29 protein-coding genes and 2 pseudogenes are annotated in these 26,585 nt (G+C 38.6%); 22 read left to right on the forward strand and 9 right to left on the reverse strand.

Annotated features, from left to right (window positions below; genetic code table 11):
* Positions 1-8: 8 nt before the first annotated feature.
* Positions 9-401, reverse strand: coding sequence for a DUF3784 domain-containing protein (locus E4O01_RS02490; protein ID WP_253694079.1), 393 nt, complete (start codon positions 399-401; stop codon positions 9-11).
* 183 nt (positions 402-584) lie between these two features.
* Between E4O01_RS02490 and E4O01_RS02495 the strand changes: the two are divergent.
* Positions 585-918 (forward strand): annotated as a pseudogene (locus E4O01_RS02495) (PD-(D/E)XK nuclease family transposase); the annotation flags it as partial.
* Positions 919-1,221: 303 nt separating this feature from the next.
* Here the strand turns inward: E4O01_RS02495 and E4O01_RS02500 are convergent.
* From E4O01_RS02500 to E4O01_RS02510, 3 genes and pseudogenes are all read right to left on the reverse strand, one after another.
* Positions 1,222-2,223: a leucine-rich repeat domain-containing protein gene (locus E4O01_RS02500; protein ID WP_253694080.1), complete on the reverse strand. Its 1,002-nt coding sequence runs from the start codon at positions 2,221-2,223 to the stop codon at positions 1,222-1,224.
* Positions 2,224-2,898: 675 nt separating this feature from the next.
* Positions 2,899-3,162 (reverse strand): annotated as a pseudogene (locus tag E4O01_RS02505) (hypothetical protein); the annotation flags it as partial.
* A gap of 103 nt (positions 3,163-3,265) precedes the next feature.
* Positions 3,266-4,192, reverse strand: a complete 927-nt coding sequence (locus E4O01_RS02510) for an RpnC/YadD family protein (protein WP_253694082.1) — start codon at positions 4,190-4,192, stop codon at positions 3,266-3,268.
* A 326-nt stretch (positions 4,193-4,518) separates the two neighbouring features.
* On the opposite strand from E4O01_RS02510, the gene E4O01_RS02515 reads away from it, so the two are divergent.
* The 6 genes from E4O01_RS02515 (at position 4,519) to E4O01_RS02540 (ending at position 12,228) form a co-directional block, all read left to right on the forward strand.
* Positions 4,519-7,263: an FAD-dependent oxidoreductase gene (locus tag E4O01_RS02515; RefSeq protein WP_253694084.1), complete on the forward strand. Its 2,745-nt coding sequence runs from the start codon at positions 4,519-4,521 to the stop codon at positions 7,261-7,263.
* A 17-nt stretch (positions 7,264-7,280) separates the two neighbouring features.
* The gene (locus E4O01_RS02520; protein ID WP_253694086.1) at positions 7,281-7,622 is read left to right on the forward strand and encodes a hydrogenase maturation nickel metallochaperone HypA/HybF; all 342 of its coding nucleotides are present in this window, start codon (positions 7,281-7,283) and stop codon (positions 7,620-7,622) included.
* Positions 7,623-7,803: 181 nt separating this feature from the next.
* Positions 7,804-8,466, forward strand: a complete 663-nt coding sequence (hypB, locus tag E4O01_RS02525) for a hydrogenase nickel incorporation protein HypB (RefSeq protein WP_253695156.1) — start codon at positions 7,804-7,806, stop codon at positions 8,464-8,466.
* A 103-nt stretch (positions 8,467-8,569) separates the two neighbouring features.
* Positions 8,570-9,277, forward strand: coding sequence for a hypothetical protein (locus E4O01_RS02530; protein WP_371819607.1), 708 nt, complete (start codon positions 8,570-8,572; stop codon positions 9,275-9,277).
* 15 nt (positions 9,278-9,292) lie between these two features.
* A complete protein-coding gene (locus tag E4O01_RS02535) occupies positions 9,293-9,973 on the forward strand; it encodes a zinc metallopeptidase (RefSeq protein ID WP_253694090.1) in 681 nt (226 codons plus the stop codon).
* A gap of 122 nt (positions 9,974-10,095) precedes the next feature.
* The gene (locus E4O01_RS02540; RefSeq protein WP_253694092.1) at positions 10,096-12,228 is read left to right on the forward strand and encodes a methyl-accepting chemotaxis protein; all 2,133 of its coding nucleotides are present in this window, start codon (positions 10,096-10,098) and stop codon (positions 12,226-12,228) included.
* A 22-nt stretch (positions 12,229-12,250) separates the two neighbouring features.
* Here E4O01_RS02540 and E4O01_RS02545 read toward each other — a convergent pair whose 3' ends face one another.
* Both E4O01_RS02545 and E4O01_RS02550 read right to left on the reverse strand, forming a co-directional pair.
* Positions 12,251-13,045: a class I SAM-dependent methyltransferase gene (locus tag E4O01_RS02545; protein WP_253694094.1), complete on the reverse strand. Its 795-nt coding sequence runs from the start codon at positions 13,043-13,045 to the stop codon at positions 12,251-12,253.
* Between the two features lie 48 nt (positions 13,046-13,093).
* The gene (locus E4O01_RS02550) at positions 13,094-13,645 is read right to left on the reverse strand and encodes a GNAT family N-acetyltransferase (protein WP_253694096.1); all 552 of its coding nucleotides are present in this window, start codon (positions 13,643-13,645) and stop codon (positions 13,094-13,096) included.
* 108 nt (positions 13,646-13,753) lie between these two features.
* Between E4O01_RS02550 and E4O01_RS02555 the strand changes: the two genes are divergently transcribed.
* Complete coding sequence (locus E4O01_RS02555) at positions 13,754-15,358, forward strand: ATP-binding protein (RefSeq protein ID WP_253695158.1); 1,605 nt, start codon at positions 13,754-13,756, stop codon at positions 15,356-15,358.
* Positions 15,359-15,539: 181 nt separating this feature from the next.
* Here E4O01_RS02555 and E4O01_RS02560 read toward each other — a convergent pair whose 3' ends face one another.
* From E4O01_RS02560 to E4O01_RS02570, 3 genes are all read right to left on the reverse strand, one after another.
* Positions 15,540-16,145 (reverse strand): MptD family putative ECF transporter S component, encoded by a 606-nt coding sequence (locus E4O01_RS02560; protein ID WP_253694097.1) that lies wholly within the window; start codon positions 16,143-16,145, stop codon positions 15,540-15,542.
* A 152-nt stretch (positions 16,146-16,297) separates the two neighbouring features.
* Positions 16,298-17,806 (reverse strand): ABC transporter ATP-binding protein, encoded by a 1,509-nt coding sequence (locus E4O01_RS02565; protein WP_253694098.1) that lies wholly within the window; start codon positions 17,804-17,806, stop codon positions 16,298-16,300.
* 11 nt (positions 17,807-17,817) lie between these two features.
* Positions 17,818-18,657 carry an energy-coupling factor transporter transmembrane component T gene (locus tag E4O01_RS02570; RefSeq protein ID WP_253694099.1) on the reverse strand — a complete coding sequence of 280 codons (840 nt, stop codon included), beginning with the start codon at positions 18,655-18,657 and terminating at the stop codon, positions 17,818-17,820.
* Positions 18,658-18,813: 156 nt separating this feature from the next.
* Here E4O01_RS02570 and E4O01_RS02575 point away from each other — a divergent pair, with 156 nt between their 5' ends.
* From E4O01_RS02575 to E4O01_RS02640, 14 genes are all read left to right on the forward strand, one after another.
* Positions 18,814-18,966, forward strand: a complete 153-nt coding sequence (locus E4O01_RS02575) for a hypothetical protein (RefSeq protein WP_253687220.1) — start codon at positions 18,814-18,816, stop codon at positions 18,964-18,966.
* 533 nt (positions 18,967-19,499) lie between these two features.
* Positions 19,500-19,739 (forward strand): hypothetical protein, encoded by a 240-nt coding sequence (locus E4O01_RS02580; protein ID WP_253730168.1) that lies wholly within the window; start codon positions 19,500-19,502, stop codon positions 19,737-19,739.
* Positions 19,740-19,801: 62 nt separating this feature from the next.
* Positions 19,802-20,008 (forward strand): hypothetical protein, encoded by a 207-nt coding sequence (locus E4O01_RS02585; RefSeq protein WP_253694100.1) that lies wholly within the window; start codon positions 19,802-19,804, stop codon positions 20,006-20,008.
* A 208-nt stretch (positions 20,009-20,216) separates the two neighbouring features.
* Positions 20,217-20,567, forward strand: coding sequence for a hypothetical protein (locus tag E4O01_RS02590; protein WP_253694101.1), 351 nt, complete (start codon positions 20,217-20,219; stop codon positions 20,565-20,567).
* Between the two features lie 192 nt (positions 20,568-20,759).
* Positions 20,760-20,984 (forward strand): hypothetical protein, encoded by a 225-nt coding sequence (locus E4O01_RS02595; protein ID WP_253687227.1) that lies wholly within the window; start codon positions 20,760-20,762, stop codon positions 20,982-20,984.
* Positions 20,985-21,042: 58 nt separating this feature from the next.
* Positions 21,043-21,606, forward strand: coding sequence for a hypothetical protein (locus E4O01_RS02600; RefSeq protein ID WP_253694102.1), 564 nt, complete (start codon positions 21,043-21,045; stop codon positions 21,604-21,606).
* A gap of 222 nt (positions 21,607-21,828) precedes the next feature.
* Positions 21,829-22,356, forward strand: a complete 528-nt coding sequence (infC, locus tag E4O01_RS02605; protein WP_253687231.1) for a translation initiation factor IF-3 — start codon at positions 21,829-21,831, stop codon at positions 22,354-22,356.
* Positions 22,357-22,382: 26 nt separating this feature from the next.
* Entirely contained in the window at positions 22,383-22,583 is a 201-nt protein-coding gene (rpmI, locus tag E4O01_RS02610) for a 50S ribosomal protein L35 (protein WP_253694103.1), read from the forward strand.
* A gap of 30 nt (positions 22,584-22,613) precedes the next feature.
* Entirely contained in the window at positions 22,614-22,973 is a 360-nt protein-coding gene (rplT, locus tag E4O01_RS02615; RefSeq protein WP_253694104.1) for a 50S ribosomal protein L20, read from the forward strand.
* Position 22,974: 1 nt separating this feature from the next.
* Complete coding sequence (locus E4O01_RS02620; RefSeq protein WP_253694105.1) at positions 22,975-23,421, forward strand: cell division protein ZapB; 447 nt, start codon at positions 22,975-22,977, stop codon at positions 23,419-23,421.
* A 6-nt stretch (positions 23,422-23,427) separates the two neighbouring features.
* Positions 23,428-23,727 (forward strand): cell division protein ZapA, encoded by a 300-nt coding sequence (gene zapA, locus E4O01_RS02625; protein ID WP_253694107.1) that lies wholly within the window; start codon positions 23,428-23,430, stop codon positions 23,725-23,727.
* Entirely contained in the window at positions 23,724-24,197 is a 474-nt protein-coding gene (locus E4O01_RS02630) for a YaiI/YqxD family protein (RefSeq protein ID WP_253694109.1), read from the forward strand. Before zapA ends, E4O01_RS02630 begins: the two co-directional genes overlap by 4 nt.
* A 42-nt stretch (positions 24,198-24,239) precedes the next feature.
* Positions 24,240-25,283: a tetratricopeptide repeat protein gene (locus tag E4O01_RS02635; RefSeq protein WP_253694111.1), complete on the forward strand. Its 1,044-nt coding sequence runs from the start codon at positions 24,240-24,242 to the stop codon at positions 25,281-25,283.
* Positions 25,250-26,572 carry a LysM peptidoglycan-binding domain-containing protein gene (locus tag E4O01_RS02640; protein ID WP_371819608.1) on the forward strand — a complete coding sequence of 441 codons (1,323 nt, stop codon included), beginning with the start codon at positions 25,250-25,252 and terminating at the stop codon, positions 26,570-26,572. Before E4O01_RS02635 ends, E4O01_RS02640 begins: the two co-directional genes overlap by 34 nt.
* Positions 26,573-26,585 lie beyond the last annotated feature (13 nt).

The following is a 26,585-nucleotide window of genomic DNA, read 5'->3' on the forward strand; positions in this document are numbered from 1 at the left end:
AAATTCTTTTACCCCGCAAAGATAACCACAGCCAAAATAACCGTCACTATGAGGTTGATAAATATGACAAATGGAAGAATTTCATTTAGTTTCTTTTTGTTTTCTTTTATGAAGAGACTTGATACGGCAATCATGGTAAGAATTATATATAAAACTATTACAAGCTTTTCGGTTTGCTTGGAACTTGGAAAAAATTGAAAAAAAAGGCCGGCAGCCAAGGAAAGGGCTGAAAGAAGATAGAGGGTAAGGCCTACATGCTTACCAATCAACGAAGCATCATATTCTTTTTTTTCTTCCTTACTCATCATATTGTAGCCTGCAATCAAAAAATTGAGTTTAAACTTATGAATTAAAATACCTAAAAGAGCAAGCACCGCTGCAATTATATAAAAGCCAATCATACCTTCCTCCCAAAGAGTTTTTACTTTTAAAGTATAACATGGTGATTAGTATTTAGCAAGTACGAGGGCGATAAGCGGATGTCCGGCAAACTATAAAATTCCCCGATTTCGTGTTATACTGTGAATAAAGGGGGTACAACAGTCTTGAAGCGATTTGAAGATTTAACACTTGCCGATGACTTTATGTTCTGCAAAGTTATTCAAAATGAAGATATATGCAAAGAACTTATCGAAATGATATTATCGGACACTATCGGTAACATTGCATATATTTCAACCCAACAGCACATACAAACCTACGAACAGGCAAAGTCGGTACGATTCGATATCCTTGTTCAAACCGAAGACGGTAAGTTTTACGACATTGAAATGCCGTTTTCCGATATCCGTCCATGTCTATCGGAAAACATCGCTTTTATTGGAAACACCGGCATCCATGCCGGAGCGCAATATTCCCAAAAGAATGCGGTTTTATCAAGCTGCTATTGATATTTCTTTTTTGGATAAGGGCTTTTCCGAAGGTGCGTATCAAACCAAGCTTGAAAACGCAACAGCATTTAAACGGCTTGGCATTGATATTGAAAAAATAGCTGAAGGAACCGGCCTTTCCGTCGAAGAAATCGAAAAGCTTTAGCCCCCTCATTCGCAGTCCCGGCACGGATGCCGGAACAGCCGTAGATACCGCGAGTTTGCCTTGAGCAAACCGTTTGCCCAAGGCAAACTCGTTGCATACAATCGGACACGATGTCCGATTGTATGCCATGTGCGGAAAAGCTTTATATCGGCATAAAAACGGGACAGGATGTCCCGTTTTTAAACCCTAAAACGTGCTGAACTTTGCTTTTTTAGCCGCCTCGTCATCGCCGGGAACCTTCATTTTATCAAGAGCTGCCGGGTCGGTGTAAGCGTCATAGTGCTCATTTTTTACCTTTATGCCGCCTGCTTCCAAAGCGGTGCAGCCTTCAAAGACATCCATAAACCTGTACTCCGAACCGTCATAATTACACAGAAGCTTTACCCCTTTTAAAGCGGAACAGCCTTTAAAACAGTAGTGCATATTCGTAACGTTTGCAGGAATGTCGGGAGCTTTAGTTAAACTTGTGCAGTCGGCAAAACAGTAGTGCATATCCGTAACGTTTGCAGGAATGTCGGGAGCTTTAGTTAAACTTGTGCTGCCGTAAAAACAGCCTCCCATATACCTAACGCTTGCAGGAATGGAGGGACTTTCAGTTAAACTTTTACAGCCTGAAAAACAGAAGTACATATTCGTAACGCTTTCAGGAATAACGGGAGCTTTAGTTAAACGTGTGCAGCCGCCAAAACACCAGCCCATATCCGTAACGCTTGCGGGGATAACGGGGCTTTCGGTTAAACTTGTGCAGTTGGCAAAACAGCCTTCCATATTCGTAACGCCCTCGGGTATGTTTGCAACGGACACAAGGTTGGTACAGCCGAAAAAGCACGCGAGCATACTGTCAAGACCTGCAACTTTGCCGGGCAGTTTAAGGGCAACTTTTTTAGCAGGGTGAGCCTGTATCTTTTTGCCCAGTTCTCCCGCTTCAGCATTGCTGCCTTCGACTTTGCCCGCAAGGCCGTCTTTAGATATGCCGGTTATTTCGATGTAGTTTACCTTATCGACAGAGGCGGTGTTTGCAAGGTAGGTTTCAAGCTCGGTATAGGCTACCTGTACATAGGCGGAGCCGCCTCCTCCTGCGGCGTTGGGGCAGGCGGTGAACAATCCTACCAGCAATAACGATGCGGCAAGTGTAAGGACTGCCGCCCGATTTCTTAAAAATGCAGTTCTTTGTTTTGTGTTTTTCATTGTTTTTCTCCTTAATAAATAATTCATAATTCTTATCTGCACACGGACGTGCGGTTTTTAAACCGATTACGGGGGTTTGTGTCTAAAAAAAGACAACAGAAGCGTTTTTCTATTGCCGTTGATATGAGAATGCTTGTTTGTGTGATTTTTCGAAAGTGTAAATTTACAGCCGGCTATCCGCGAGTTTCGCCGGCTGCGCCGTCGAAACTCGCTGCATAAAAGCGAGCTGCCCTGCAGAGAGCTTTTATGCCGGTGCTGAGTGCTGAGTGCTGAGTGCTGAGTGCTGAGTGCTGAGTGCTGAGTGCTGAGTGCTGAGTGCTGAGTGCCGAGTGCCGAGTGCCGAGTGCCGAGTGCCGAGTGCCGAGTGCCGAGTGCCGAGTGCCGAGTGCCGAGTGCCGAGAAATTGTGCGGGCGGGTGCGGCTTTGTCAAGTACCTTGACGGTTTTTTGAGAACTTTTTGTTATACTGTTTAAGCGGTTTATTTTCCCCTTCATACTATTACATTATAGTTCAAGTTTTTGAGAATAACAAGTTTGAGGGGAAAAGTTTTTGTAATTTGTTTTTTTGGGAAAGTACAAAGTGCGAGTGTCGAGTGGCGAACTTTGTACTTTGGCGTTTGCACTTTGAACTTCGGCATTCACACTTCGCACTTCGACATTTGAACTTCGAACTTTGTTACAGTTTCTCAATTTCTTCTTTGCTTAAGCCCGATATTGTGCAAATATCGCTAATCGGGTAATTCATACCCTTCATTAACTTTGCCGTTTCGATAGCTTTTTGGTATGAGCCTTGTTCGATTCCTTGCTCAATTCCTTGCTCGATACCCTGTTCAAGACCCTGTTCAAGACCTTGTTGTATGCCAATCATTAGACTTTCTTGTCTTTGTACCGCTATGTCGGTATCATAATCGTATTCTGCTATTAACATGTTGATTACCTCCTCTTTTCGAAACGATGGGCATCGCCTGCGTCGTACGGCAAAAAAGTGTCCTCGACGTATACCTGATACGCCTGCGGCCGCCACGGACAGAAGGTGGATGGCTTTACAGTTTTTCTATTTCTTCTTTAGATAAACCTGTCATAAGACAAATTTCCGAAATAGGGTACTGATGAGAAATCATTAACTTTGCCGTTTCAATAGCTTTTTGATATAAGCCTTGTTCGATTCCTTGTTCGATTCCTTGCTCAATTCCTTGCTCGATACCCTGTTCAAGACCCTGTTCAAGACCTTGTTGTATGCCAATCATTAGACTTTCTTGTCTTTGTACCGCTATGTCGGTATCATAATCGTATTCTGCTATTAACATGTTGATTACCTCCCGTGATTTTCTCATTAAGTATTCTTTTAGGATTCCTTTTTCTATGCATATCTTTACCGCATTGGTAAAGCCGTTTTCGCTGTCGAGCCGGGTTTGGGTTCGCACTTCCTCAACGAAGAGGCTGTACTCTTCCAGAGTTTTACAACGGCTTAATACTTCTGCTCCTTTGTTCTTGTTGATGTTCAGCACTTGTACAGTCAGCTCCAGCGGTATTCGTTCAGGTTTTGTAATAAAGGCATCGGATAGCTTTAAAATTGTAGTTTCAGGATAATCGTCTGTACCGTTGTAAAAGACATAGAATTCGGGAGTCGGTATTTTTGATAACTTTCTTAAATACCTGTCCGTTGGAGCTTGCAGTTTTTCATAGAGCCTTGCTATGTATTCTAAAAAGCGCAAGGGCATATTTTCGTTTATTGTGGATTGGTGCTCTGCAAGCACGATTATTTTGTTGTCCACAAGACAGGAAACATCGTTAATAATGTTCATGTACATAACGTTATCGAGCCTTATATTTTCTACAGGGCAAGACAACTGTAAATTTGTACCGTGCAGTGCATTATATAGAGATAAAAAGTTTTCCTTAGCCTTTTCATCTTCTGCGAAAAGGTCAACGAATACCGAATCTTTGTATTTTCTGTTTGCCGTACTCATACCGCTCCCTCTACTTTTATATTCCGCCGCGGATGGCGAAAGGATGTACATTTCATAATCGGACACGGATGTCCGTGGTTCCACGCTTGGAGAGTTTTGCTGCAAGCAAAACTCTAAGATAAGAAATGTACAAGGATGTACATTTCTTATCGGTATTATACCATAGATTAAATAATTTTAAAAGGTATAGATACCGCTCCCTATTTAAATACTATATTTATCTCTTTTCATAGTGATTTTTGCATTTACTTTTTTCCGGCTTTATGATAAAATTCAAGATATGTGCCTGCGGTGCATCCGCAAAAGTTTTTTAAGGAGTATGCTTTATGAGTAAAAAAGACAAGCCTAAAAAGATCCTGTATGCAGTCGATTATAAGCCGAAAAGAAAGAGTCCCTTTCTTTTGGACTTTGCCAACCATTTAAACCGGACAAAACCGGGTTCCAAAAGGTCTATTACCTACGATGATCCCGAATACTATGTCATGGAAAACATCGTTTCGGACGAAATGGCAAAGGTCGGTATGTTTTTAAAAATCAGAACGCCCCTGAGTGCCCGGGATATAGCTCCTCTATGCGGAAAAACCGTAGAGGAAACCGAAAAAATCCTTTGGGAGCTGGCCTATGTGGGCTGCTGTATTACCAACACAATCGACGGAGTAAATAAGTACTGGACCGAAATCTGGGTTCCCGGCATTATGGAAATGATCAACAACAATAAGGAACTCACCGAAAACCATCCCGAAATAACCATTGCCTTCGATGCCTACGGCAAAAAGAAGGGAGAAATAGCTCCCGGCATTCTGCCCATGGGTGTTTCCCCGATGAGGGTAATCCCTATTGAAAGTGCAATAGAATGCGACACCCATCATGCAAGCTATGAAGAAATCTCTCATTACCTTAATCAGCATACTATTTTCAGTGTTTCCGATTGCTCTTGCAGAACGGTGCGCGAAAAGATGGGAGAAGGCTGCGGCCATCTAAAAGAAGATATGTGTATTCAGATGGGACATGGAGCCGAGTATTATATTAAAACCGGAAGAGCCAGGCAGATTACTCGTGAAGAAGCCTTTGAAATTATAAAAAAGGCTGAAGAAAACGGACTCATGCACGATATTCCGAACCTGGACGGGGAGGGAAAAACTCATGCTATCTGTAATTGCTGCGGCTGCGGCTGCCTTGCAATCCGAAATGCGATTATGTACAGGAATCCCGATTTTTCTCGCTCAAATTATATTTCGGTAATTGATGAAGAAAAATGTGTAGCCTGCGGTGAATGTGTAGAGCACTGTCCGTCTAATGCCCTAAGACTAGGGCAAAAAATCTGCTCGTCAAAGCCCATCCCCGAAGAAAAGACCGTAAAAACTCCTCGAGACCACCGATGGGGGCCTGAAGACTGGAATCCTGATTACCGCACAAACAGGCAGGTTGTCGTAAAGACCGGAACAAGCCCCTGTAAGGCTAACTGTCCCGCCCATATAGGTGTTCAAGGTTATATAAAACTTGCAGCTCAAGGAAAATACAGGGAAGCCTTGGAGCTTATAAAACTCGAAAATCCCTTCCCGGCAGTATGCGGTCATGTCTGTCCCCGTTATTGCGAACAAGGCTGTTCACGGCTCGGTCTCGATGAGGCCGTTGCCGTTGACGATATCAAAAAATTTATAGCGGAGCAGGATCTTAATTCGGAGCACCGCTATGTTCCGAAAAAGAAAAGAGACTATCACGATAAAAAAATTGCCATTATAGGAGGCGGTCCTGCAGGTCTTTCATGCGCCTACTATCTTGCAATAGACAATTACGATGTAACCGTCTTTGAAAAAGAAAAATCCTTGGGCGGAATGTTAAAATTCGGCATCCCCTCATTTAGGCTCGAAAAAAAAGTTCTTGATGCCGAAATAGATGTTTTAAGAGAACTGGGCGTAAACTTTAAAACCGGAATCGAGGTAGGAAAGGATATAAGCCTTGATGAACTTAGAGCTCAAGGCTTTAAGGCCTTTTACCTTGCAATCGGAGCCCAAAAAGGAAGGATCTTGGGCATTGAAGGCGAAGATGCTGCCGGCGTAATTACCGGTGTGGACTTTTTAAGGGAAGAAAACTTAAACGAAACCAAAAGCCTTTCAGGCAAGGTAATCGTTATCGGAGGCGGAAACGTAGCCGTTGACGTTGCCCGAATGGCTGTCCGCGCAGGCGGAGAAGAAGTTTCTATGTTCTGCCTCGAAAAGAGGGAAGAAATGCCGGCCCTCCCCGAAGAAATCCATGAGGCCGAAGAAGAGGGTATAAAGATTACAAACTCATGGGGCCCCAAACGAATCCTCGTTAAGGACGGAAAGGTAAGCGGAGTGGAATTTAAAAAATGCGTTTCCGTTTTTGATAAGGACGGAAGGTTCAGCCCTGCCTATGATGAAAACGATACCATGACTGTCGAGTGCAGCTTTGTTATAACCTCGGTAGGACAGGCAATCGATTTGGGCTCTATCTTGGAAGGTTCCGCCTGCGAGATAAACAAAAACCAAACCGTAAAGGCCGACCCGGTTACCTATCAGAGCGCTCAAAAAGACATCTTTGTGGGCGGCGATGTGTTGACAGGCCCCAAATTCGCCATAGATGCCATAGCCCAGGGAAAGGAAGGTGCTGTTTCGATTCACCGCTTTGTACACCCGGGGCAAAGTTTGGTTATGGGAAGAACAAAGAGGGATTATAAACCCTTAGACCGTGAAAACTTGGAGCTTGCAGGCTTTGACCGGCTGCCCCGACAAAGAGCGGAAGAACCTTCCGGCGAAGAAGGCAAAAAGACCTTTAGGGATTTACGCAAGACCTTAACCGAAGAGCAGGTCAAGGCTGAAACTGAACGCTGTTTAAAATGCGGAGCCGTCAAGGTTGACGAGTATATGTGCATAGGCTGCGGAATGTGTACTACGCGCTGCCGCTTCGGAGCCATCAGCTTAAAGCGTGTTTATGATGCTCGCCCGAGTACCCTCGAAAAGATTAAGGGTGTCGTTATAAGAAACATGGTAAAAAGGGAAGGTAGAATTTTATTTAACAAGATTTTTAAACCTTCTCCAAAGCGCAAATAAAAACCGGATTTAAGTTTATGCACGAATTAAGTTTGGTCATGGAAGTTGTCCGCCGTGTTGATGCAATCGCTAAATCGAACAATGTCAGCGAGGTCGATACAATAGTTTTACAAATCGGCGAAATTGCAACCGTTGTTCCTCACTTTGTTCAAGCCTGCTATCCTGCCGCCGTAGACGGGACATGGATGGCAGACACAAAGCTGAAAATCGAAATGGTAAAGGCTTCTGTACGCTGCAACAGTTGCACTCAAGTTTTTGACCCGATAGAATATCACGGCGTATGCCCTTCCTGTTCTTGTAATGAGCATGAGATTCTTACAGGCCGGGAATTTATGATAAAAGAAATTGTATGTTATTAAGTTTTTATGGGAATTATGATAAACAGCTCGGAAGGAATTCTTCCTCGCTGTTTATCTTCGAGTTTTGTGCTTTGCACAAAACATCGTGTTATTGTATGTAGTTTTGCAAAATGCAAAACTACGTGAAAAAACTTTTTTCGGAAGCTGAGGCTTCCTGCAAAAAGTTTTTATGGGAGTTATGATGAACGAGTTTAAGATTATCGAAATTAAAGAAGGTGTTTACGAAACAAACAATGCCCATGCGGCAAAACTTCGCAGTAAACTAAAGGAAGAGAAAAAGTTTTTATTGAATTTGATGTCGTCTCCGGGGTCGGGAAAAACTACCTTGCTTAAAGCAAGCATCGAAGCTTTAAAAAAAGATTTTAGAATCGGTGTTATGGAAGCCGACCTTGATTCTGCCGTAGATGCCGAGACCATTTCGCAAACAGGTGCAAAGGTTATTCAGCTTCACACAGGCGGAATGTGCCACTTGGATGCCGATATGACCGAACAAGGCTTGGAAGCCCTCGGTATTTCAGACCTGGATCTTATCTTTCTTGAAAATGTCGGCAACCTGATTTGCCCCGCAGAATTCGATACGGGCGCCTTAAAAAATGTTATGATTTTAAGCGTTCCCGAGGGAGACGATAAACCCTTAAAATATCCTCCGATGTTTCAGGTTTGCGATGTTCTTTTAATCACAAAGATGGATACCGTAAGCGTCTTTAATTTTGATTTGAAAAAATGTACCGAGTACGTAAAGAAGCTCAATCCCGATATAAAAATCTTCCCCGTATCTGCCTTAAAAGGAGACGGAATGGAAGCATGGATTGACTGGCTGCGTTCTGCCGCAAAAGAATTTTAAGTATCTTTTTTGATAAGCATTTTTAATTGAAACTTTTTGAGCTTATTATACTTTATATTTATATCCGTTATAAAAGTAAAAAGTTTTTATAGGAGAAATGAAAGTGAAATGTATTAGAACCATTATGTTTATGCTGATTGCAGGTCTTGTTTTGACCTCTTGTGCGCCTAAGGCCGATGTCTTTGTTCAGCCGTCGGGAGATGTTGTGGTAACCTTGGATATCCAAACAGGAAAAACAATAGATGCCCTTCTCGAAAATGCGGCTCAGTTTACCGCAGAAGAAAAGGCTAAAAGTCCTTCAATCTTTAATACGGAAGAAATAAAAAAAGAGCTTGAAGCCAAGGGGATAAAAGTTTTAAAAATGACTACCAATTCGATAGCCGGCATAAATGCAAAAATCAAAATCATGAGCAAGGACATGGATGGTGAAACCTCCTTTGTCAAAACCGATATGAAGGCCGGTCTTTTGTCGTTGAGTATAGGCCCCGACAATATAAAAGAATTTGTAAGCCTGCTTTCAGAAGACGACAGGGAATATATCGAACTTTTAATGGCTCCGGCTATAACGGGAGAGCCTATAGAAACAGCTGAATATGAAGAACTTATTAAGGCCGCTTACGGAGATAAGCTAGCTTCCGATTTAAAAAGATCAAAGTTTCATGTTTCAATTACCTGTCCTAAAAAAATTAAAAGTATAAAGATTACTCCTTTCGGATATTCTTCTAAAGACGGTAACAAGGGGTCAGTCGATATCCCCCTTTCAGAATTACTTTGTGTAAGAGACCCCATTTTCGTTGAGGTTAAATTCTAACTTTTGGAGGAGTTTATGTATTTCGATTACTATTATTTGGTTTTGGTTGTTCCGACTTTGCTTTTATCCTTGTATGCTCAATTTAAGGTAAAGGCTGCATTTTCAAAATACTCTCAGGTTCAGACCATGAGAAAAATTTCAGGCAAAGAAGCTGCAGCCCTCTTGCTTAGATCAAATGCAATATCCGATGTGAATATCGAAAGGGTAGGCGGAAGTTTAAGCGATCACTATGACCCGGCTCACAAGGTTTTACGCTTGTCGGATCCTGTCTACGATAAGACCTCGATAGCAGCCGTAGGTGTTGCCGCCCACGAAACAGGACATGCCATTCAGGATAAAGAAAAATACGGCCCGCTGGTTTTGCGCAGCACCTTGGTACCGGTTGCAAACATAGGTTCGGCTGCCGGCCCCTATTTGGCCCTCGCCGGTATAATCTTCGGAATGAATTTGCTTCTCAACATAGGTATAATTCTTTTTGCCTGCGCCGTTTTGTTCTATCTTATAACCCTGCCGGTTGAAATCGATGCTTCAAGGCGTGCCTTAAAAGTCTTGGAACACAATGCCGTTTTAAGCCAAGAAGAACTAAAAGGTGCCAAAAAAGTTTTGTCGGCTGCTGCCTTAACCTATGTGGCCTCAGCCCTTACTGCAATGGCAAACCTCTTACGCTTAATTTTAATTTCGCGGGATAGAAGGTAAATTTAAAATATTTATACCCATAATCTCAATTTTCTCTTGTATTATCCGATAAAATAATGTATAATCGGCTTGTCGATCCGATAGGCCGGATGGATGTTATTTATAATAGTGTAGGAGAATTTATGAGTGTTACATTTTCAATTAGGAAAAAGCTTGTCTTAGTTTTCACATTCGTGATTTTAACGTTGATTTTGCTTGTCATAGGAATAGTCGGTTTACAGGTACGAGACTCTAATATGGATCAATTCTATAAGAATACTTTAAGCAATGCAAAACTTGTCGAAAACGGAATAAATTTATTTTTCGAAAGTAAGAAGAACATGCTTAAAATGCTCGCTGAGCATCCGGACGTAATAAATGCCGATGAGTCTCTGCACAGCCATATAAATTATACAAAAAAAGTTGAACTAGTTGATATAGAAAAAAGTGAGACCGAACAAAACATTGTTGATCTTTTTAAAAGAATTTATTCCGCTTTTCCGGAATATGTGGAAATTTTTATGGGTACAAAGTGGGGCGGTTTTACAACGAGCTTTGAAGGTGAGATGGATGCGGGCTTTGATCCTCGTAAAAGGGAATGGTATATTTCCGCATCAAAAGCCGGCGGTAACACTATTATAACCAATGCCTACCATTCTACTGTCGGAGATCATGTGGTGTGTCTTTCACGAGGAATATACTCGAAAAAAAACGAGCACATAGGAAACATCAGTATAGAAATTACTCTTAAAAGCCTTACCGAAATGATTTCAAAATCAACTCACGGCCGATCAGGATATTTTATGCTTGTCCAAAAAGACGGTACCATACTTGCCGATCCCCGGCATTCTGAATTTAACTTTAAAAAAATGGAAGAAACCGGAGTGGATGCTTATAAAGATTTAAACAAAATAGATTCGGGAACTCTTAACATAAAAATGGATGGCCGTGACTGGATTACAGAAACGTTCAGTATTCAAGAACCTGACTGGAAGTTAATTGCTTTTATGCAAAAGGATGAAGTTTTTGAAGAGTTTAATGAAATTTTAAAATCAATGATAATTATCGGTCTTATTTTGTGGGTGATATTTTTAATTGTCTCATCTATTTTTGGCCTGCGAATTGTAAAGCCGATAAAACAAATAATAATAACTTTAAAGAAAGTAGCCGAGGATGATTTTACGGCAAGGCTGCCTATTATCGGCAGAGACGAATTTACCCAGCTTTCTGTTCATTTTAATAATACTCTGGATAAAATCGGTTCTTCGATACGTTTGATAAATGAAAATACCGAAATAATGAACAACATCGGTATCGAGTTAGCTAATGATATGTCGGAAACTTCAAGTGCCGTTCAACAAATAAGTACCAATATAGAGTCGATCAATCAGCAAACCATAACACAAAGTGCCGGCGTAACTCAAAGTGCCGCAACTATCGAAGAAGTTCTGCATAATCTTAGTCAACTTGATTCCGGTATAGAAATGCAAGCTTCCGGTGTTGCAGAATCATCCGGGGCAGTTGAACAGATGACTGCAAATATAACTTCGGTAACAAAAATGCTCGAAAAAAATAATGAATTTATAAAAACGGTTTATGACCAAACAAGAATCGGTAAGAAGGGTGCACGTACGGCAAATGAAGTTGTAACCGAAATAGCTGCAAAATCTGCTGCTCTTCTTGAAGCAAGCGAAATAATTCAAAATATTGCAAGCCAAACAAATCTTCTTGCAATGAATGCCGCCATTGAAGCGGCCCATGCCGGTGAAAGCGGAAAAGGCTTTGCTGTCGTTGCGGATGAAATCAGAAAACTTGCCGAAGAATCAAACATGCAGGGTAAACAGATTGCAGATGTAATAAAAGAATCGATAGAAATTATAGATAATCTGACTGTTGCCGGAGCAGGAGCCGAAAAAACATTTATTGAAGTATATGAACTTGTCAATAAAATTTCTCAGCAAGAAGAATTAATACTTGAAGCTATGAAAGAGCAAGAAAAGGGTAGTCTTGAAGTATTGCGTGCAGTCAGAAACATAAGCGATGGAGCTGAAGAAATAAAGAAAGGATCTACAGAAATGCTTCAAGGAGGAAAGCTGGCTGCAGATGAAATGATCAAACTTGATGAACATACACGCTCCATAAGTAACAGCATAAATGAAATGACTTCGGGTTCATTACAAATAAATCAATCGATTCAAGAAATAAATCAACTAACATTTAAAAATAAGCAGAGTATTGAAAATCTTGCAAATGAAGTAAAAAAGTTTAAGGTTTGAAAAATTATGGGAATGAAAGGCCCTATTCTTTTTTTTGAATGAGTGAAAAATAGATGGGCCCTGCTCCTTCCGCCTTATCGGGAAGAAAACGAAATCCGTATTTTGTTTTTTCGGGGAGGACGGGCCCAAGGCTGTCAGGCTTTTCTTCAAGCCTTACTCTTTCCTTATACTTTTTTATAAGCTTTTCGATTAAAAAATCGTTTTCTTCATCGGCAAGAGCACAGGTCGAATAGATCAAATAGCCCCTAGGTTTAAGGAGCAAAAAGGCCGCAGATAAAAGAGCCCATTGTCTTTGGCTTAAATTTTTTATGCGGGCATCTGTCCATTGTTTAAGATATTTTTCGTTTTGAAGCACATGCCTTTCGGAAGAGCAGGGGGCATCGAGTAAAATTCTCTCGTAAAGCTCTTGACCGTAGCGGGGCATTCGGGAAGCATCATAGCCGGAAACCCTTATCCGTTTTCGGTCGTTTTCGCTTAAGTGCTCATCGAGAACCCTTATAAGTCTGTTCCGTCTATCGGCCGAAAGCTCGTTTGCCTGTATTTCGGCGTCTCCCCTAATCCTGCTTAAAAGAACCAGGGTCTTCCCTCCGGGGGCAGCACACATATCGAGGCAGCTTCCTTCTTCAAGAAGAGGCATTGCCTTGGCGGCTTGAATGCTTGCATAATCCAGATAGTAATTTTGTATGAGGTTTTCGCTGTAGGCTTCCGCCTTGTTTTCTTCTAACAGGGCGGCTTTGAGGGCAGGCCACCTTTCTCCAAAAACGGAAAGATAATAAGTTTCAAAACTTTCTGCCCCGCTTAGTTTTTGTTTTTTCATAACCGCTTATTTTTGTAAAGTTTTCGGATAAATAAAGCTATAAATAGCCTATAGTTCAAACTCGGAATGCTTTGCATAAAAATCTTCAGGGATAATATCCATTAAGATTATGTCGTGCATTTTTCGGTTGCGGATTAGAGCCTCTCTCCTTGCTCCTATTTTTTTAAAGCCGACTTTTTCGTAAGCCTTAATAGCTCTTTCATTATAAGAATATACATTTAAGATTATGTTATGCAGGTTGAGTTTTTGATAGGCATAGTTTATGAGTAAGCACATAGCCTCGGTACCGTAGCCCTTTGACCAGTAGGCCTTGTTACCGATAAAGATGCCGAGCTCTGCCGTTCTATCCAAATGATTGATCTTCATAAGTCCCATGTTTCCTATAAGCTCATCGCTTACTGCATCCACGATTGCGTAATTATGCTCCTTTGAAATCCTATCGATTATGAGGCGTTCTGTTTCAAGTCCTATAATTGAAGAAGCAAAGTTAAGATATTCGGCGACTTCCTGATCGTTTGCCCAAACAGCATATTTTTCCGCATCTTCAATTCGCATCGGGGCGAGATAACATTTTTTTCCGATAAGTTTTTTTATGTACATGAGACCTCCCATAAAAATTCAATAAAAGCTTTTTGAAAGGATTATAATTAAAAGATGGGGCAGGGTCAAGAACTTGTTTTAGGCCGCCTATTATGTTATACTATATTTATGAGTACTAAAAGAAAAATGCCTATCGGAGTTCAAAGTTTTGAAGTTCTACGAAAAGATTCTTTTGTTTATATAGATAAAACGGAATTTATTTGGAAATTGGTGAACGAAAGCCGTGTTCACTTTTTAAGCCGGCCGCGCCGTTTTGGGAAAAGCCTCTTGCTTTCTACCTTGAAAGCCTACTTCCTCGGGCAAAAAGAGCTGTTTAAAGGTTTGGCTATCGAAAAACTTGAGGAGTGCGAAAAAGACAAAAGAGAAATCTGGCAAAAGTATCCCGTTCTCTATTTGGATTTTAATCCCAAAAACTACGCCGACACTAGGGCCTTGAATGATATTCTTAATGCCCACTTATCTGAATGGGAGGATGAATTTAAGATAGAAAAAACGGAGGAATCTCCTGACGGACGCTTTAGAAATCTTTTAAAACAGATTTATGAAAAAACAGGCAAGCAGGCAGTTATCCTCATAGACGAATACGATAAGCCTCTTCTTCAAACTATGTGGAAAGATGAAGCCTTAAACGAAACCTACCGCACAATTCTTAAAGGTTTTTTCGGAGTAATAAAAAGTGCAGACCAATATCTCCGCTTTGCTTTTTTGACAGGAGTTACAAAATTCAGTAAGGTCAGCATATTCAGCGATTTAAATAATTTAAGGGACTTAAGCCTCTTGTCGGATTACTCTGCCATCTGCGGTATTTCCCAAGAAGAACTTGAAAAGGATTTTCAACCCGAAATTGAGGCCCTTGCCGAAAATAATGATTTGACCTATGAGGAAACCCTCGCAAAATTAAAACAAAGATATGACGGTTATAAATTTTCAGAAGACGGAAAAAATATGTACAATCCTTTTAGCTTGTTAAATGTTTTTGCCGACGGGAAAATGCGGGACTATTGGTTTTCAACAGGCACCCCGACCTTTTTGGTTGAGTATCTTAAAAAAGCCTATTATAATATTCCCGACCTCGATGGAAATGTAAAAATGAACGAGGCAGGTTTAGAAACCTATAGGGCAGATGCAATCAACCCCCTGCCTATTTTGTTCCAATCGGGCTACTTAACAATCAAAGACTATAACGACTTTTCAAGACTTTTCCGCTTAGGTTTTCCTAATGATGAGGTGCGTTACGGTTTTTTGGATAATTTACTTCCGGCCTACACCCCGATACGAACCGATAAAACAGGGCTTTCTATTTGGGAATTTTACGAGCAAATAGAGGCCGGAGATGTAGACGGCTTTATGGAAAAATTAAAGGGAATAATATCCGGTATCCCTTACGACAGCTTAACAGAAAAAGACCTGGCCTTGCGTGAGCAAAACTATCAGACCGCCGTCTATCTTGTCTTCGCCCTTATGAACCAGTTTGTGCATACTGAAGTCCGCTGTGCAACAGGGAGAGCTGACTGTGTTGTGGAATTCAGCGATAAGGTTTATATCTTTGAATTTAAACTCACCTCAAACGGAACGGCCGAAGATGCTATAAACCAAATAAAAGAAAAGGGCTACGCAGACAAGTACTCGGGGACAGGCAAGAAGGTAATAGCAATAGGTTCAAGCTTTGATGAAGATAAACGCACAATTAAAGACTGGCATGTTGAAAGGTAAAATAAACCGCAAAACCTTGAGCTTACACTCAACTTAATAAAGATAATTTGATGGGGTTTAGAATAATATTCTTAACTCATTTTCGGACATGGATGTCCGTGGTGGTATTCTCACGATGTTTTAGACCTAAGTCTAAAACTCGAAACTCAAAACGGTACAAGGATGTACCGTTTTGAGTATTTTATTTTATTCCGGAATTCTTAAAATGCTTTCCCAATATTTTTGAGCCTATAAGAACTCCTACAAAGCCCAAGGCAAAGGTTGCAATTAAGATGATGACTCCGAGGTATCCTGCACTTGCAGCAACGCTTTGTTCAACCTGAGCCTCATTCATCTGCATTCTTTCAAAGCAGAATTTTTTATAATGCTCTACAAAGAAAAGGATTGGGATAACGCCTCCTGAAGCACTTCCCAAACACATAAAGCCGCTTGCAACGGCTATCGTGTACTTGTTCTTATACTTCGAGGTATTGGCTGCAATGTCGCCCATCAAGGCTCCGATAAACATACCTATCAGCCAAGGAAGGTATCCCATTCCCAAAATCAAAACAACCATGATGAGCAAAAGCTGGCTGAGAGTAAAAACTCCGAATTTGGGAACCTTGATAGCCAAGAATAAATAAATTGTTCCGACTACAAGTCCCGAAATGGCCGGGGCAAAAGCATGTAAAAAAGGGTTTATTGCCGCAGTAACAAAACCTATGACCATAAAGACCGCAATATAAACCACTGTCATTATTCCGATAAAAACAAAATCCTTTGTTTTAAATTTGTTTGACTTTTCCATAAAGTCCTCCATCATTAATGAGGAAGCCTATAAAAACATCAGTTTTTGTAGGCTTTCCTTAGATTTTTGCAATGTTTTTCATAAGTCTTTACAAGACTTATGAAAAACTTGTCGGGCACTTCTGAAAATCCGACAAGATTTTTAGAAGTGCCCTATAAATATGTAGAAAAAATACTTTCCAATTTTTTGTCGTGTTTCTCGAGCCTTGAATCTAAGGCTATTTTTTTATCTTTTAAAAGAATCAACCTGTTGCATATCTTCGAGATAAATTCAAAATCATGGGTTATTATAAGCACTGCAGAAGTCTCTGCTATCTCTTCGATAAGTTCTCCTACCCTGATCATGTTTCCGTAGTCCAAGCCGCTTGTCGGTTCATCAAGAATTGTAAGCGGACAGCCTCTTACATAGGTGGCGGCAATTATAAGCCTTTGCTTTTGTCCCATCGAAAGAGAAAAGGGGTGCTCATCCTTGTAATCGTAAAGGTTGAGCTTCTTTAAGGCCTTCTCTATTTTTTCGTTTATGTTTTCAAGCTGCTTGTTTCCTATCAAAAGTTCCGAAAAAACATCGGCACCGAAAAGCTGATATTCAACATCTTGAAGAACAAAATTTGTACGGCTCACTCTTTCTTTTTCGTTTAGAATTTTTTCTCCGAATTTAATGCAGCCCGAACTTTGGCGGTAAATACCCGATATGATTTTTGCGAGGGTTGTTTTTCCTGCTCCGTTTTTCCCGGTAAGGGCGGCAATGTCATTTTTGTAAAGGTTTAAGTTGATCGAGTTTAAAATCTCGGTTCCGTCCTTAAACGAAAACGAAATATCCGAAAGGCTGCATATTTTTTCGCCTTTCTTATCCGAGCTGAATTTATTCGGTATAAGGTCAACGGCATCCGCTTCATTTTCATTTGTAAAAAGATGCACACTTCTTAAACCTTTTAAATTTAAGTCTTCATTTTTAAGGGCTAAAAATTCTTCACGAGTGTATTCGTCTTGTATGTTTCCTTCATTTATATAGATAACTCTGTCAAAAAGATCTTTTAGATAATGAAGACGGTGCTCCGCTATGATTATAGTAAAGCCTCTTTGTTTTAAAATTTTTAAAATATCTGCCAAAATTAGAATAGAGTTAAAATCCAGATTGGATGAGGGCTCATCAAGAACTATAATCTTAGGTCTCAAGGTTAAAATTGAGGCAATAGCTATTTTTTGTTTTTGCCCGTTTGAAAGGTTTTCAAGTTTTTCGGTTAAGAGGTTTTCGATGTGTAAAATAGAACAAACCTCGGCAATCCTTTCTATTATTTCATCGCGGGAAAGCCCGTAGTTTTCGCAAGGAAAGCTGAGCTCCGAAATTACGTCATCGGTAAAAAACTGACTCTTGGGTGATTGAAAAACCGAGCCTATATCTTTTGAAATTTCATCTATGCTGAAATTCGAAACATCTTCTTCGTTTATAAAAACGGAACCTGAAAATTCTCCCTCGTAAAACCGCGGGATAAGGCCGTTAATACATTTTGTCAGCGTAGACTTTCCGCAGCCGCTTATGCCTGTAACAAGTAAGAATTCTCCCTTTTTGATATTAAGAGAAGTCTTTTTTAAATTTGCTCTTCCGTCTTTTGAGGATTCATATATAAAGGAAACATCTTTTAATTCTACTGCCTTATTCATTTTATATTCCTTTAAAAAAGCTTTATAAATACGGAATCGAAGTCGAAGATTATTGCAGCACCGACAACAAAAAGGGAGATCAGGGTGAAGGCGTAATCTATTATTTCGAATTTTATTTTGAAAAGTTCGGCTGAAGTTTTTGGTGATTCGGCTCCCTTGACAAGGGCTGCAGCCGTCATGTCATCCGCAAGAGATACGGCCCGAAAAAGAACAGGAACGAGAGCATACTCCAGACTTCTGATAGGATGAAAAAAAATACTTTTTGCTCCTAGCTCGATACCTCTCATTTTCATGCTGTTTGTGATTATGTTCATTTCTTTTTTTATTGTAGGTAAAAAACGCACAGCAACCGTAAAACCGAGCATTATGCCCTTAGGAAGCTTCATTTTATTTAAAGAACTTACGAGGCTCTTTGTATCTACCTTGTTAAAGATTACCGTTGCCGCCATAAGGAAGGGTAAAAATTTTTGCACACCCATTGCGATGAGGGAAACGGAGTTAATCAAAAACTGTATAGGCAGATCGGGCAGGGCTCTTATCCCGAAAGGAAGAGCGAGCGCTAAAAAGAATATTAAGGTATATTTTATTGCCTTTTTGTACATTTTAAAAAGGCAGACAATGCTCAAGGATACAAAAAAAATAAAAATATTTGCAGAAAGGGAAGAAGAAACCGTAGTTATAAGTGAAAGCACAATGTTTAAAAATACTATTGTTCGGGGATCCAAGATAGTTCTTTTTTTTGAAGTGTAGGTTCTTATCTGCTCTGCAAGAACCGAAATATCGTTTGAATTTTCCGTATAAAAAGCGTAGCCTTTTAGCTCCGAGTTTAAGTATACTATATTGTTAGACATAGGCGACATGCTACCCGAAAAGAAAAATTTTGTCAATGGATGAGGTAAGATATTTTTGTATTTTGATTTACGCCAAAGCTCTGGTAGTTTTTACGGATTTGTGTTAAATTTTACCTAACTGATTGTTTTCACTTTCCATAAAAGGAGATTAAAAGAATGAAAAAAAATATTGTAAGTTTTTTGTTTATCATCATTACTGTTTTCGTTATTCATTGTGAAGAATTATCATATATAAACTATGCAAATAATTACAATATTTCAGAGTATGATATTAAAAATATTCTAGGGACTTATATGGAAAAAAATTAATATGGAGATTGTGTGATATGGCTGCTTCAATTTTAATATTATGCGCTTTTTTGAGTATTTTTTTTATTTATATCATGTTTTATATTATCTATATTTATAGGTTTTTATCAAAAAAGAATACCCGGATTAGATTATAATTCTCTTGTAGAAACTGCTTTTTTAGAAGGACATTATTACGGTAAATATTGGAATCATAAAAATAATGAGGGGAATTGGACATGGGTAATGCCTGATTCATATATTAAGAAAAAGGCATTGGAATTTAGGGATGATGATACAGAGAAAATAATAAAATACAGAAAAAAACTTGTCAAGACTATAAAAATTAGAACTGTATTATTTGTAATTATAGGTTTTATATATGCCATTGTTTTTTTTATTTCGTTATTTGTTGACTCAAAATAAAAGATTTTTATATGTTATTGGTACAAATATAAAAAAGATTAACATTATGAACTCAAAACCTTGTCTTGAGTACCGATACTTGTTTACTGTTATGTTTTGTGTAATAATAAAAGCTAGGATTATATTAAATGAAATTTAATACGAAAATTGAATATTGTTTAGTAGAATTTAAGATGTCTAATCAAACATGTTATTGTTTATGGTTTTCTGATAATCGTGATGCGTTTTTGATTGATGAAAATGACAAACTAATTATGTTTTATTGTGAAGATGACATGAGAGCGTTTTGTAAAATTCATAGTTTATATATTCAGATGGAGGCTGCTGTATTGTATGATATTGATGCATTTATGGAAAAATATGTCTGAATGACATAGATTGCAATCTTATTTTGCGTTTTTGGAATATTGCATCTGACATGGCGTATACATTGAAAGAATTGTTTATAGGTGATGATGATGGTGTGGATTGTGTAATATTGGATGTATATAATAAACTGTTTTACGGAACAAATCCGCCGGCTCTGAAAAAAGACTCTCAGGAAGTATATATTCCTAAATGGACAAAAGAAGAAAGTCTTATTATAAATAATGTAATGGATGATGCGGTTAGAATATTTTATAAATATTTAAAATAAATATTTAAAATAAATATTGGAGGTGTATGATGACACATGTATTTTTATTATCATATGAGATACCTAATGATATAAAAATATGGAGGGAAAATAAATGTCAAGCCACATAGATAATTTTTTTACAATTTTGTCGTTCTTGCCCGGACTTTATTGGGTGATATTGTATATTCTTTTATTGTTATATGTAATTGCCTCATGGTTAGGAAGATTGAACAAAAAAATAAAAAATATTGTATTTGATAGTCCGGCAGTTGATACATGGTTCCATATTTTTAGGTATACAATACTGCCTTCAATAATATTAATTATTTTTACGATAATTTTAGTTAAAAGGATATATTATGGTAATATGGACTATCATTATGGTTCTATAAAAATTTTAATAATATTTATTGTAGGAATAATTTGGTTTTTAGGAGCGTGGATCATATCAAGTATACAAAAGAAACGTGCAGAAAATGGTGATTTGGGATTTGCTTATAAAATAACAGCAATATTATCATGTATTTTATTTCCTCTAGTTGCATTAATTATTGTATTTCTTTTAGTGAGAAAATAATAACGAAATTGAGGATGTATGATATGAAAGAATTAGATTTATCTTATAAGCAATTTTGCATATTTAATAGATGAAGAAATAACAAAATTAACAGATTTTGTGTTAGATGGAAAATCTGCAACTTAAATAAAATAGCAGCTACGACACTTGTTTGCTTTTATATTTTGTGTAATAATAATTAGGGGGTTAATTATGAAAAAATTATGTATTTTATTAATTATTTTTGTTTTGATTTTTTCATGCAAAAAAAGTGATGAATTTTATGAAAGAAGCTTTTTACTTGATTGGAATTTTTTTAGACCTAAAGGGCGCAACAGTAATTTTCTCCCTTCATCATATAGTTATGTTAAGAGCGGTGTCAGCCATATTATGACTGAAACTAAATTTACTTGTATTTTTGCAGCTATTTTTATGTGAGTTGACAAAAATTAAAGATAGTATTATAAAGAGATACCTAGCAGGGGAGGTAAAAAATTTGAGATTAGATCGTAAATTTGGCATAATATTTATAATTTTATTGCTTTTTTATTGCGATGCTTTTTCAATGGGAATCCTTTGGAAGCAGAGAGTTTCTCGAAAGAAAGAGAAAGAAGTGGAACAATACATGCAAGGTGTTATTGATAATATCAAAACATTAACTGAAGAAAAATTTATTTCATTATTTTATGAAGACAAGGTTAGTGTTTATATGCAAAAGCCGTACAGTGCCTATGAGAATCCCAATATAGGATCTTATTCTTGTATTCCTGATGATATAGAAGAAGTAATTTTTAAGAGCGACCTATTTAATACGGAACCCCCGGCTACTTGTTTTAAATCATTGACTACAGTATTCTCTCTTGGAGATATTATTTACAAAAAGAAGCCTGAGATGCATAGACCTTATGGGTTTGATCACGAGGCTATAAATGCATCGCTGCCATATAACCAGCTTATTGATTATTTTCAGAGTATTTTTATAGAATGTAACGAAAAAATACTTCGTATTTCTTTTGTTGCTTCATTGTATGATGACGGAAAAGGTAATTTTTATATATAATATTATTTGCGATTTTAGTGAATTCTCCTCTATTGAAGAATATGAACGAATGAAAAAAGAAGAAAAATATTATTGATTTTTAAACCCCGCCGATAAAATCGATATATTCTTCCTCTTTACCTTTTTTCATCTTCAGAGCTTGACTATTTTTTTTATTTTCGATATAATTAACCCTAAATTTTATTATATCGCACGCTTAAGGAAGGTGCAGAAGGAGAATCGTTGGCTGAAGTAAAAGGTTTGCGGATAAATGATCAAATCCGCGTGAGAGAGGTTAGGTTAATTGGGGCTAATGGCGAACAAGCAGGTATTGTTCCCACTATTGAGGCTGTAAAAATGGCCGCAGAAGCCGGACTTGACCTTGTTGAAGTTGCGCCTACCGCGAAGCCTCCGGTTTGTAAAATAATAGATTACGGTAAATATCGATTTCAAATGGAGAAAAAGCTCCGTGACTCCAAGAAAAATCAAAAGCAGCAAATGATGAGAGAAATCAGAATGCAGCCTAAGATACACGACCATGATCTTGAGTTTAAATCCGCACATATCAAAAAATTCCTTGACGGCGGCGATAAAGTAAAGGTAACCGTGCGTTTTTGGGGACGCGAACTTGCTCATACAGAGCTCGGTTATGAAGTTTTAAACAAGGTTTTGGAAAAACTGGGGGGTGAAGAAGCCTGTACCCTCGAGAAAAAACCTGCTATGGAAGGACGTACAATGTCTATGACATTGAGTCCCAAACAAAAGAAATAAGCTTATGATAATTTTTGGAGGTACTTATGCCTAAGATGAAGAGCAAAAGAGCTGCTAAAAAGAGATTTTCTCTTACTGCAAACGGTAAGGTAAAATACAAGCAGATGAACAAGGGTCATATTATGACTAAAAAATCTCAAAAACGGGTACGCCGTCTTAAAAAATCGGCTATTCTTTCAGAGGCTGACAGCGTAAAAATGCGAAAGCTGTTATTGCCCTACGGTTAATTTATTTGAAATAGAAGTCAGGAGTTTATAATGTCAAGATCAACAAGCAGTGATAGAAGAATTACAAGAAGAAAAGCTATATTGAAGCAAGCCAAGGGCTTTAGAGGCCGCCGTGGTACCAACTTTAAGGCAGCCCGCGATGCAGTTCGAAAGGCCTTGCTTCACAGCTATGTAGGACGAAAAGATAAAAAGAGCGATATGAGGCAGATATGGATTACCCGTATCAATGCAGCCGTTAGAGCTGAGGGTATTTCCTATTCGCGCTTTATTGCCGGAATGAACAAAGCCGGTATCCAATTAAACAGAAAAGCACTTTCCAACATGGCTATCGAAGATCCCGCAGCTTTTAAGGCTGTAGTAGAAGCTTCAAAAAAAGCTTTAGGAGCCTAATATGCTCAATCTCGATCAGGTAAGGCTTCTTGAAAGCAAGGTAGAAAGGGCTGTACAAATAATAAAAAGCCTTCATACCGAAAAAGATTCTCTAAAAAAAGAAATTGAAGAGCGCGACAGGCGGATTTCCGAATTGGAGAAGCTTATAATAACTTTTAAAGATGACCAATCCAAGATCGAGGAAGGAATAATCAACGCACTTAATCAATTAAGTGCGTTTGAGGATGCCTCTTATACAAAAAAACACGAGGTGAGGCCGCAAACTGCAGAAAGCGAAGCCTCTGCACCTGTGCCCTCACAAAAAACTGCTGAACCTCTTCCTAAAAAAGAGCAGGCAGAACAAGAACCGTCCCTTACGGAAGAAATGCCTTCCGATAATCTTCAAAAAGACCTTGATGATGTGTTGGGACCATCCTCTGCTGTAAATAAGCAGATGGATATATTTTAGGTAAAAATGAGCAAAGGGCAATTAAATATAGATCTATTGGGAACTTCCTTTGCCATTCAAGCCGACGAAACCGATGAATATCTAAACCGAATTTACAATCACTATTTAAATGTTTTAGACCAAGTGAAGCAAAGCTCCAAGGTTACAGACCCTTTAAAGCTTTCCATCCTTGCAGGTATTTTGATTGCCGATGAGCTGTACAAAGAAGAATTTTCGGAACAAAATTCCGATGATCTAATCAAAAAAGCCTTCGATATGGAAAAATCGGCTATGAGGATGATTGAAAAAATAAACGAGGTGATATGAAAATTTGGGTAGATGCCGATTCATGCCCGGTAAGAATACGTCAAATTACGGTTAAGGCTGCAGATCGGCTGAGTCTCCGGGTAATTTTTGCGGCAAACAGGGAAATACCTCTCCCCAAATCGGAAAATGTAGAAATGGCCGTTACGGAAAATACCGAACAAGCAGCTGACGTGTACATTACCGAAAATGCACAAAAGGGAGATTTGGCAATAACGCGGGATATCCCCTTGGCCAAAACATTGGTCGATAAGGGACTTTATGTGATAAATGACAGAGGTACGATTTTTACCAAAGACAACATAAATACCTATTTATCTGCAAGGAATTTTATGTATGAGCTTCAGGCCAACGGCCTCGCTCCCGAAAAAACGAATTCTTTCGGTAAAAAGGAAATTCAAAAATTTTCCAATCTTTTAGACAGTATTTTGAGCAAAGCCTTAAAGGCAAGGTCCTTAGGCATGGAAATTTGAGTCCTTATTGTACTTTTAAGGAGAAAATGATATTATAGAACGATGAAAAATAAATTTATTTTGGTTTTCGCTCTTTGTTTAATTTTTATAGGATGCAAAAAAGATCCTGACCTTTACTTATACGATGATATGGACAACTTAAAAGACGAGCAGAAAACCCTGATTGAAGTTTTAAAAAAAACGGAAAGCAAAGAAATGAGCTTTGCCGTTAAAGATAGAATAGCAAAAAATCTCAAAGTCAAAAAGAAGAACAAGCTGCTCATTGTCTTTTTGAGTTCCCTTGTAGAAAAAGACCCTGACGATATTTACAACGGCTATTGGCTTTTAATGTTGGCAAACGAATACATGGAACAAAAAATGAATGAGCCGGCAGCTTATTTTTTTGAAAGAGTTATAAAACTCGATAAGGATATGGAAATTTCGGGAAAATCCATTCAATATTTAAGTTTAAAGAATTTGATAAATATAACGAGTGATCCCAAGCGCCTTGTAGAGTATTACTCTCTTTTACTTTCAAACTTTTATGACAGCATTGACCCTGCTTATTCCTATTTTATGCTTGCACAAAATTACGAAAAACTGGGTGAATGGCATTTGGCAATTCAAAGCTATTCCAAATTTATAGGCCTCGGCCGTTTCGATTTGGTAATTCCCGGCATTCCCGACAATTACGGTTATGCCCGAAAAATCGTAGACTACAACTCGTCCACAAAAAGCTGGACAATGGAAAGTCTCGATGAACTTTTAACTACTATAAAATCGGCAATTCAGAGGAAGGATTTTGATACCTTGGAACGTTACCGCTCAAAAGTAAACTTTTTTTCGATGGCATGGAAGCAGGAACTTTCCGATATTTACGGGTCTCCCGATTTTTCTTTAAGAAATTTTATGCGCGGGAGCTATATAAAAATAGAACCCGAAATTGATCCGTCCTCTACACCTTATGAAGCTTATCTTAAAACCTCCGGGTGGAATCAATACTCAAGGATATGGTATCTGTATTTTAGAAAGGTAAACTTTCCTGCAGATCCCGAAATTCACGGAAGGTGGGAATGGGCCGGTATTTACTATGGAGAAAAAATTTAGTGAAGATACGTCTAATTTTGATTGTCTTTGTCTTTTTTATGTTTGACGGTGTTCATTCTGCATCATTAGATTTTACAAAGGATGACCCTTTTAAAGCATGGCAGTTTAATAAGGCATCATTGTCTTATAATCGTCAAAAATCGCTTCATGGTACGGTTATTGTACCTAATAAATATCCTCTTATCGAAAAGTTTAGAAACAGATATCTTAACCAAGACGGTTTAAGGTACTTGGAAGCGATTATGAAAAGATCTATTCCTTACAGGAATTTTATTATTGAAGAATTACGCAGAGAAAATATGCCCCCGGAACTTTTGTTCTTACCGGTAATCGAATCGGGATTTTCTCCTAAGGCTGTTTCAAGATCTGGAGCTGTCGGTATTTGGCAGTTTATGCGGAACAGCATCGGAGGCTATGATATTCACATTGATGAGTGGGTTGATGAAAGGCGGGATCCTTGGAAGACCAGCGTAGCGGCGGTAAAAAAACTAAAATGGAATTACAGCTACTATAATGATTGGTATCTTGCTCTTGCCGCTTATAACTGCGGAGTAGGGGCCTTGGACAAAGCTATAAAAAAAGCCGGAAGCCGCAATTACTGGTATTTGGCGGAGAAAAAATTCTTAAAGCCTGAAACTTCTCTCTATGTTGCCAAATTTTTGGCTATTGCAGAAATTTTGATGCAAAGCGAAAAATATGGTATCGATTGGGGCGATGCTCTCGATTATGAAGCTACAGATATTATTCCTATAAGGCGTTCCATAGATGTAGTTTTACTTGCAGAAAAAGTTAAGGCTGATACGGATCTTTTTTCTGCCCTTAATCCGTCCTTAAAATTTAATATTACGCCTCCCAATATAAAATACAACTTGCGTATTCCCATGGAGCATAAGGCTGCCGTTCAAGATTTGCTCGAAAAAAATACACTGCTCATAAAATATTACAGCTACAAGGTTAAATCGGGAGATACCCTTTATGCTCTGTCAAAACATTATGGCGTAAGCATCAAGTCGATTATGAACTACAATTATAATGTTAAACCTACAGCTCTTAAAATAGGTCAGGTTCTTAAAATACCTGCTTTAAAAACCGTAACTTCCTACCGCCGCAGAAGGGATGAGCAAAATGTTGACTTTAATGATCTTTATACGGTAAAAAAAGGAGACACCTTGTGGTCGATAGCCTTAAGATATAATGTTCAAGTTGAAACGCTTGCCGAAAAAAATGGAATTGAAGTAAATTCGGTACTTTCCTTAGGCCAAAAACTAAAGGTGCCGATAATAAACTGATAAGGAAAGGAGA

Origin of the sequence: Treponema sp. OMZ 790 (assembly GCF_024181285.1) — a bacterium.
Taxonomy (GTDB): domain Bacteria; phylum Spirochaetota; class Spirochaetia; order Treponematales; family Treponemataceae; genus Treponema_B.

What these genes read in the sequence shown, in the direction of transcription:
- E4O01_RS02535 (WP_253694090.1), top strand. Translation starts at nt 9,293, where the DNA reads ATGTATTTCGATTACTATTATTTGGTTTTGGTTGTTCCGACTTTGCTT.
- E4O01_RS02565 (WP_253694098.1), bottom strand. Translation starts at nt 17,806, where the DNA reads ATGAATAAGGCAGTAGAATTAAAAGATGTTTCCTTTATATATGAATCC.
- E4O01_RS02595 (WP_253687227.1), top strand. Translation starts at nt 20,760, where the DNA reads ATGAAAAAATTATGTATTTTATTAATTATTTTTGTTTTGATTTTTTCA.
- E4O01_RS02620 (WP_253694105.1), top strand. Translation starts at nt 22,975, where the DNA reads ATGCTCAATCTCGATCAGGTAAGGCTTCTTGAAAGCAAGGTAGAAAGG.
- E4O01_RS02560 (WP_253694097.1), bottom strand. Translation starts at nt 16,145, where the DNA reads ATGGAAAAGTCAAACAAATTTAAAACAAAGGATTTTGTTTTTATCGGA.
- E4O01_RS02515 (WP_253694084.1), top strand. Translation starts at nt 4,519, where the DNA reads ATGAGTAAAAAAGACAAGCCTAAAAAGATCCTGTATGCAGTCGATTAT.
- E4O01_RS02575 (WP_253687220.1), top strand. Translation starts at nt 18,814, where the DNA reads ATGAAAAAAAATATTGTAAGTTTTTTGTTTATCATCATTACTGTTTTC.
- E4O01_RS02520 (WP_253694086.1), top strand. Translation starts at nt 7,281, where the DNA reads ATGCACGAATTAAGTTTGGTCATGGAAGTTGTCCGCCGTGTTGATGCA.
- rpmI (WP_253694103.1), top strand. Translation starts at nt 22,383, where the DNA reads ATGCCTAAGATGAAGAGCAAAAGAGCTGCTAAAAAGAGATTTTCTCTT.
- E4O01_RS02510 (WP_253694082.1), bottom strand. Translation starts at nt 4,192, where the DNA reads ATGAGTACGGCAAACAGAAAATACAAAGATTCGGTATTCGTTGACCTT.
- E4O01_RS02640 (WP_371819608.1), top strand. Translation starts at nt 25,250, where the DNA reads ATGGGCCGGTATTTACTATGGAGAAAAAATTTAGTGAAGATACGTCTA.
- rplT (WP_253694104.1), top strand. Translation starts at nt 22,614, where the DNA reads ATGTCAAGATCAACAAGCAGTGATAGAAGAATTACAAGAAGAAAAGCT.
- hypB (WP_253695156.1), top strand. Translation starts at nt 7,804, where the DNA reads ATGAACGAGTTTAAGATTATCGAAATTAAAGAAGGTGTTTACGAAACA.
- E4O01_RS02635 (WP_253694111.1), top strand. Translation starts at nt 24,240, where the DNA reads ATGAAAAATAAATTTATTTTGGTTTTCGCTCTTTGTTTAATTTTTATA.
- E4O01_RS02555 (WP_253695158.1), top strand. Translation starts at nt 13,754, where the DNA reads ATGAGTACTAAAAGAAAAATGCCTATCGGAGTTCAAAGTTTTGAAGTT.
- E4O01_RS02580 (WP_253730168.1), top strand. Translation starts at nt 19,500, where the DNA reads ATGAAATTTAATACGAAAATTGAATATTGTTTAGTAGAATTTAAGATG.
- zapA (WP_253694107.1), top strand. Translation starts at nt 23,428, where the DNA reads ATGAGCAAAGGGCAATTAAATATAGATCTATTGGGAACTTCCTTTGCC.
- E4O01_RS02540 (WP_253694092.1), top strand. Translation starts at nt 10,096, where the DNA reads ATGAGTGTTACATTTTCAATTAGGAAAAAGCTTGTCTTAGTTTTCACA.
- E4O01_RS02550 (WP_253694096.1), bottom strand. Translation starts at nt 13,645, where the DNA reads ATGTACATAAAAAAACTTATCGGAAAAAAATGTTATCTCGCCCCGATG.
- E4O01_RS02570 (WP_253694099.1), bottom strand. Translation starts at nt 18,657, where the DNA reads ATGTCTAACAATATAGTATACTTAAACTCGGAGCTAAAAGGCTACGCT.
- E4O01_RS02490 (WP_253694079.1), bottom strand. Translation starts at nt 401, where the DNA reads ATGATTGGCTTTTATATAATTGCAGCGGTGCTTGCTCTTTTAGGTATT.
- E4O01_RS02630 (WP_253694109.1), top strand. Translation starts at nt 23,724, where the DNA reads ATGAAAATTTGGGTAGATGCCGATTCATGCCCGGTAAGAATACGTCAA.
- E4O01_RS02500 (WP_253694080.1), bottom strand. Translation starts at nt 2,223, where the DNA reads ATGAAAAACACAAAACAAAGAACTGCATTTTTAAGAAATCGGGCGGCA.
- E4O01_RS02545 (WP_253694094.1), bottom strand. Translation starts at nt 13,045, where the DNA reads ATGAAAAAACAAAAACTAAGCGGGGCAGAAAGTTTTGAAACTTATTAT.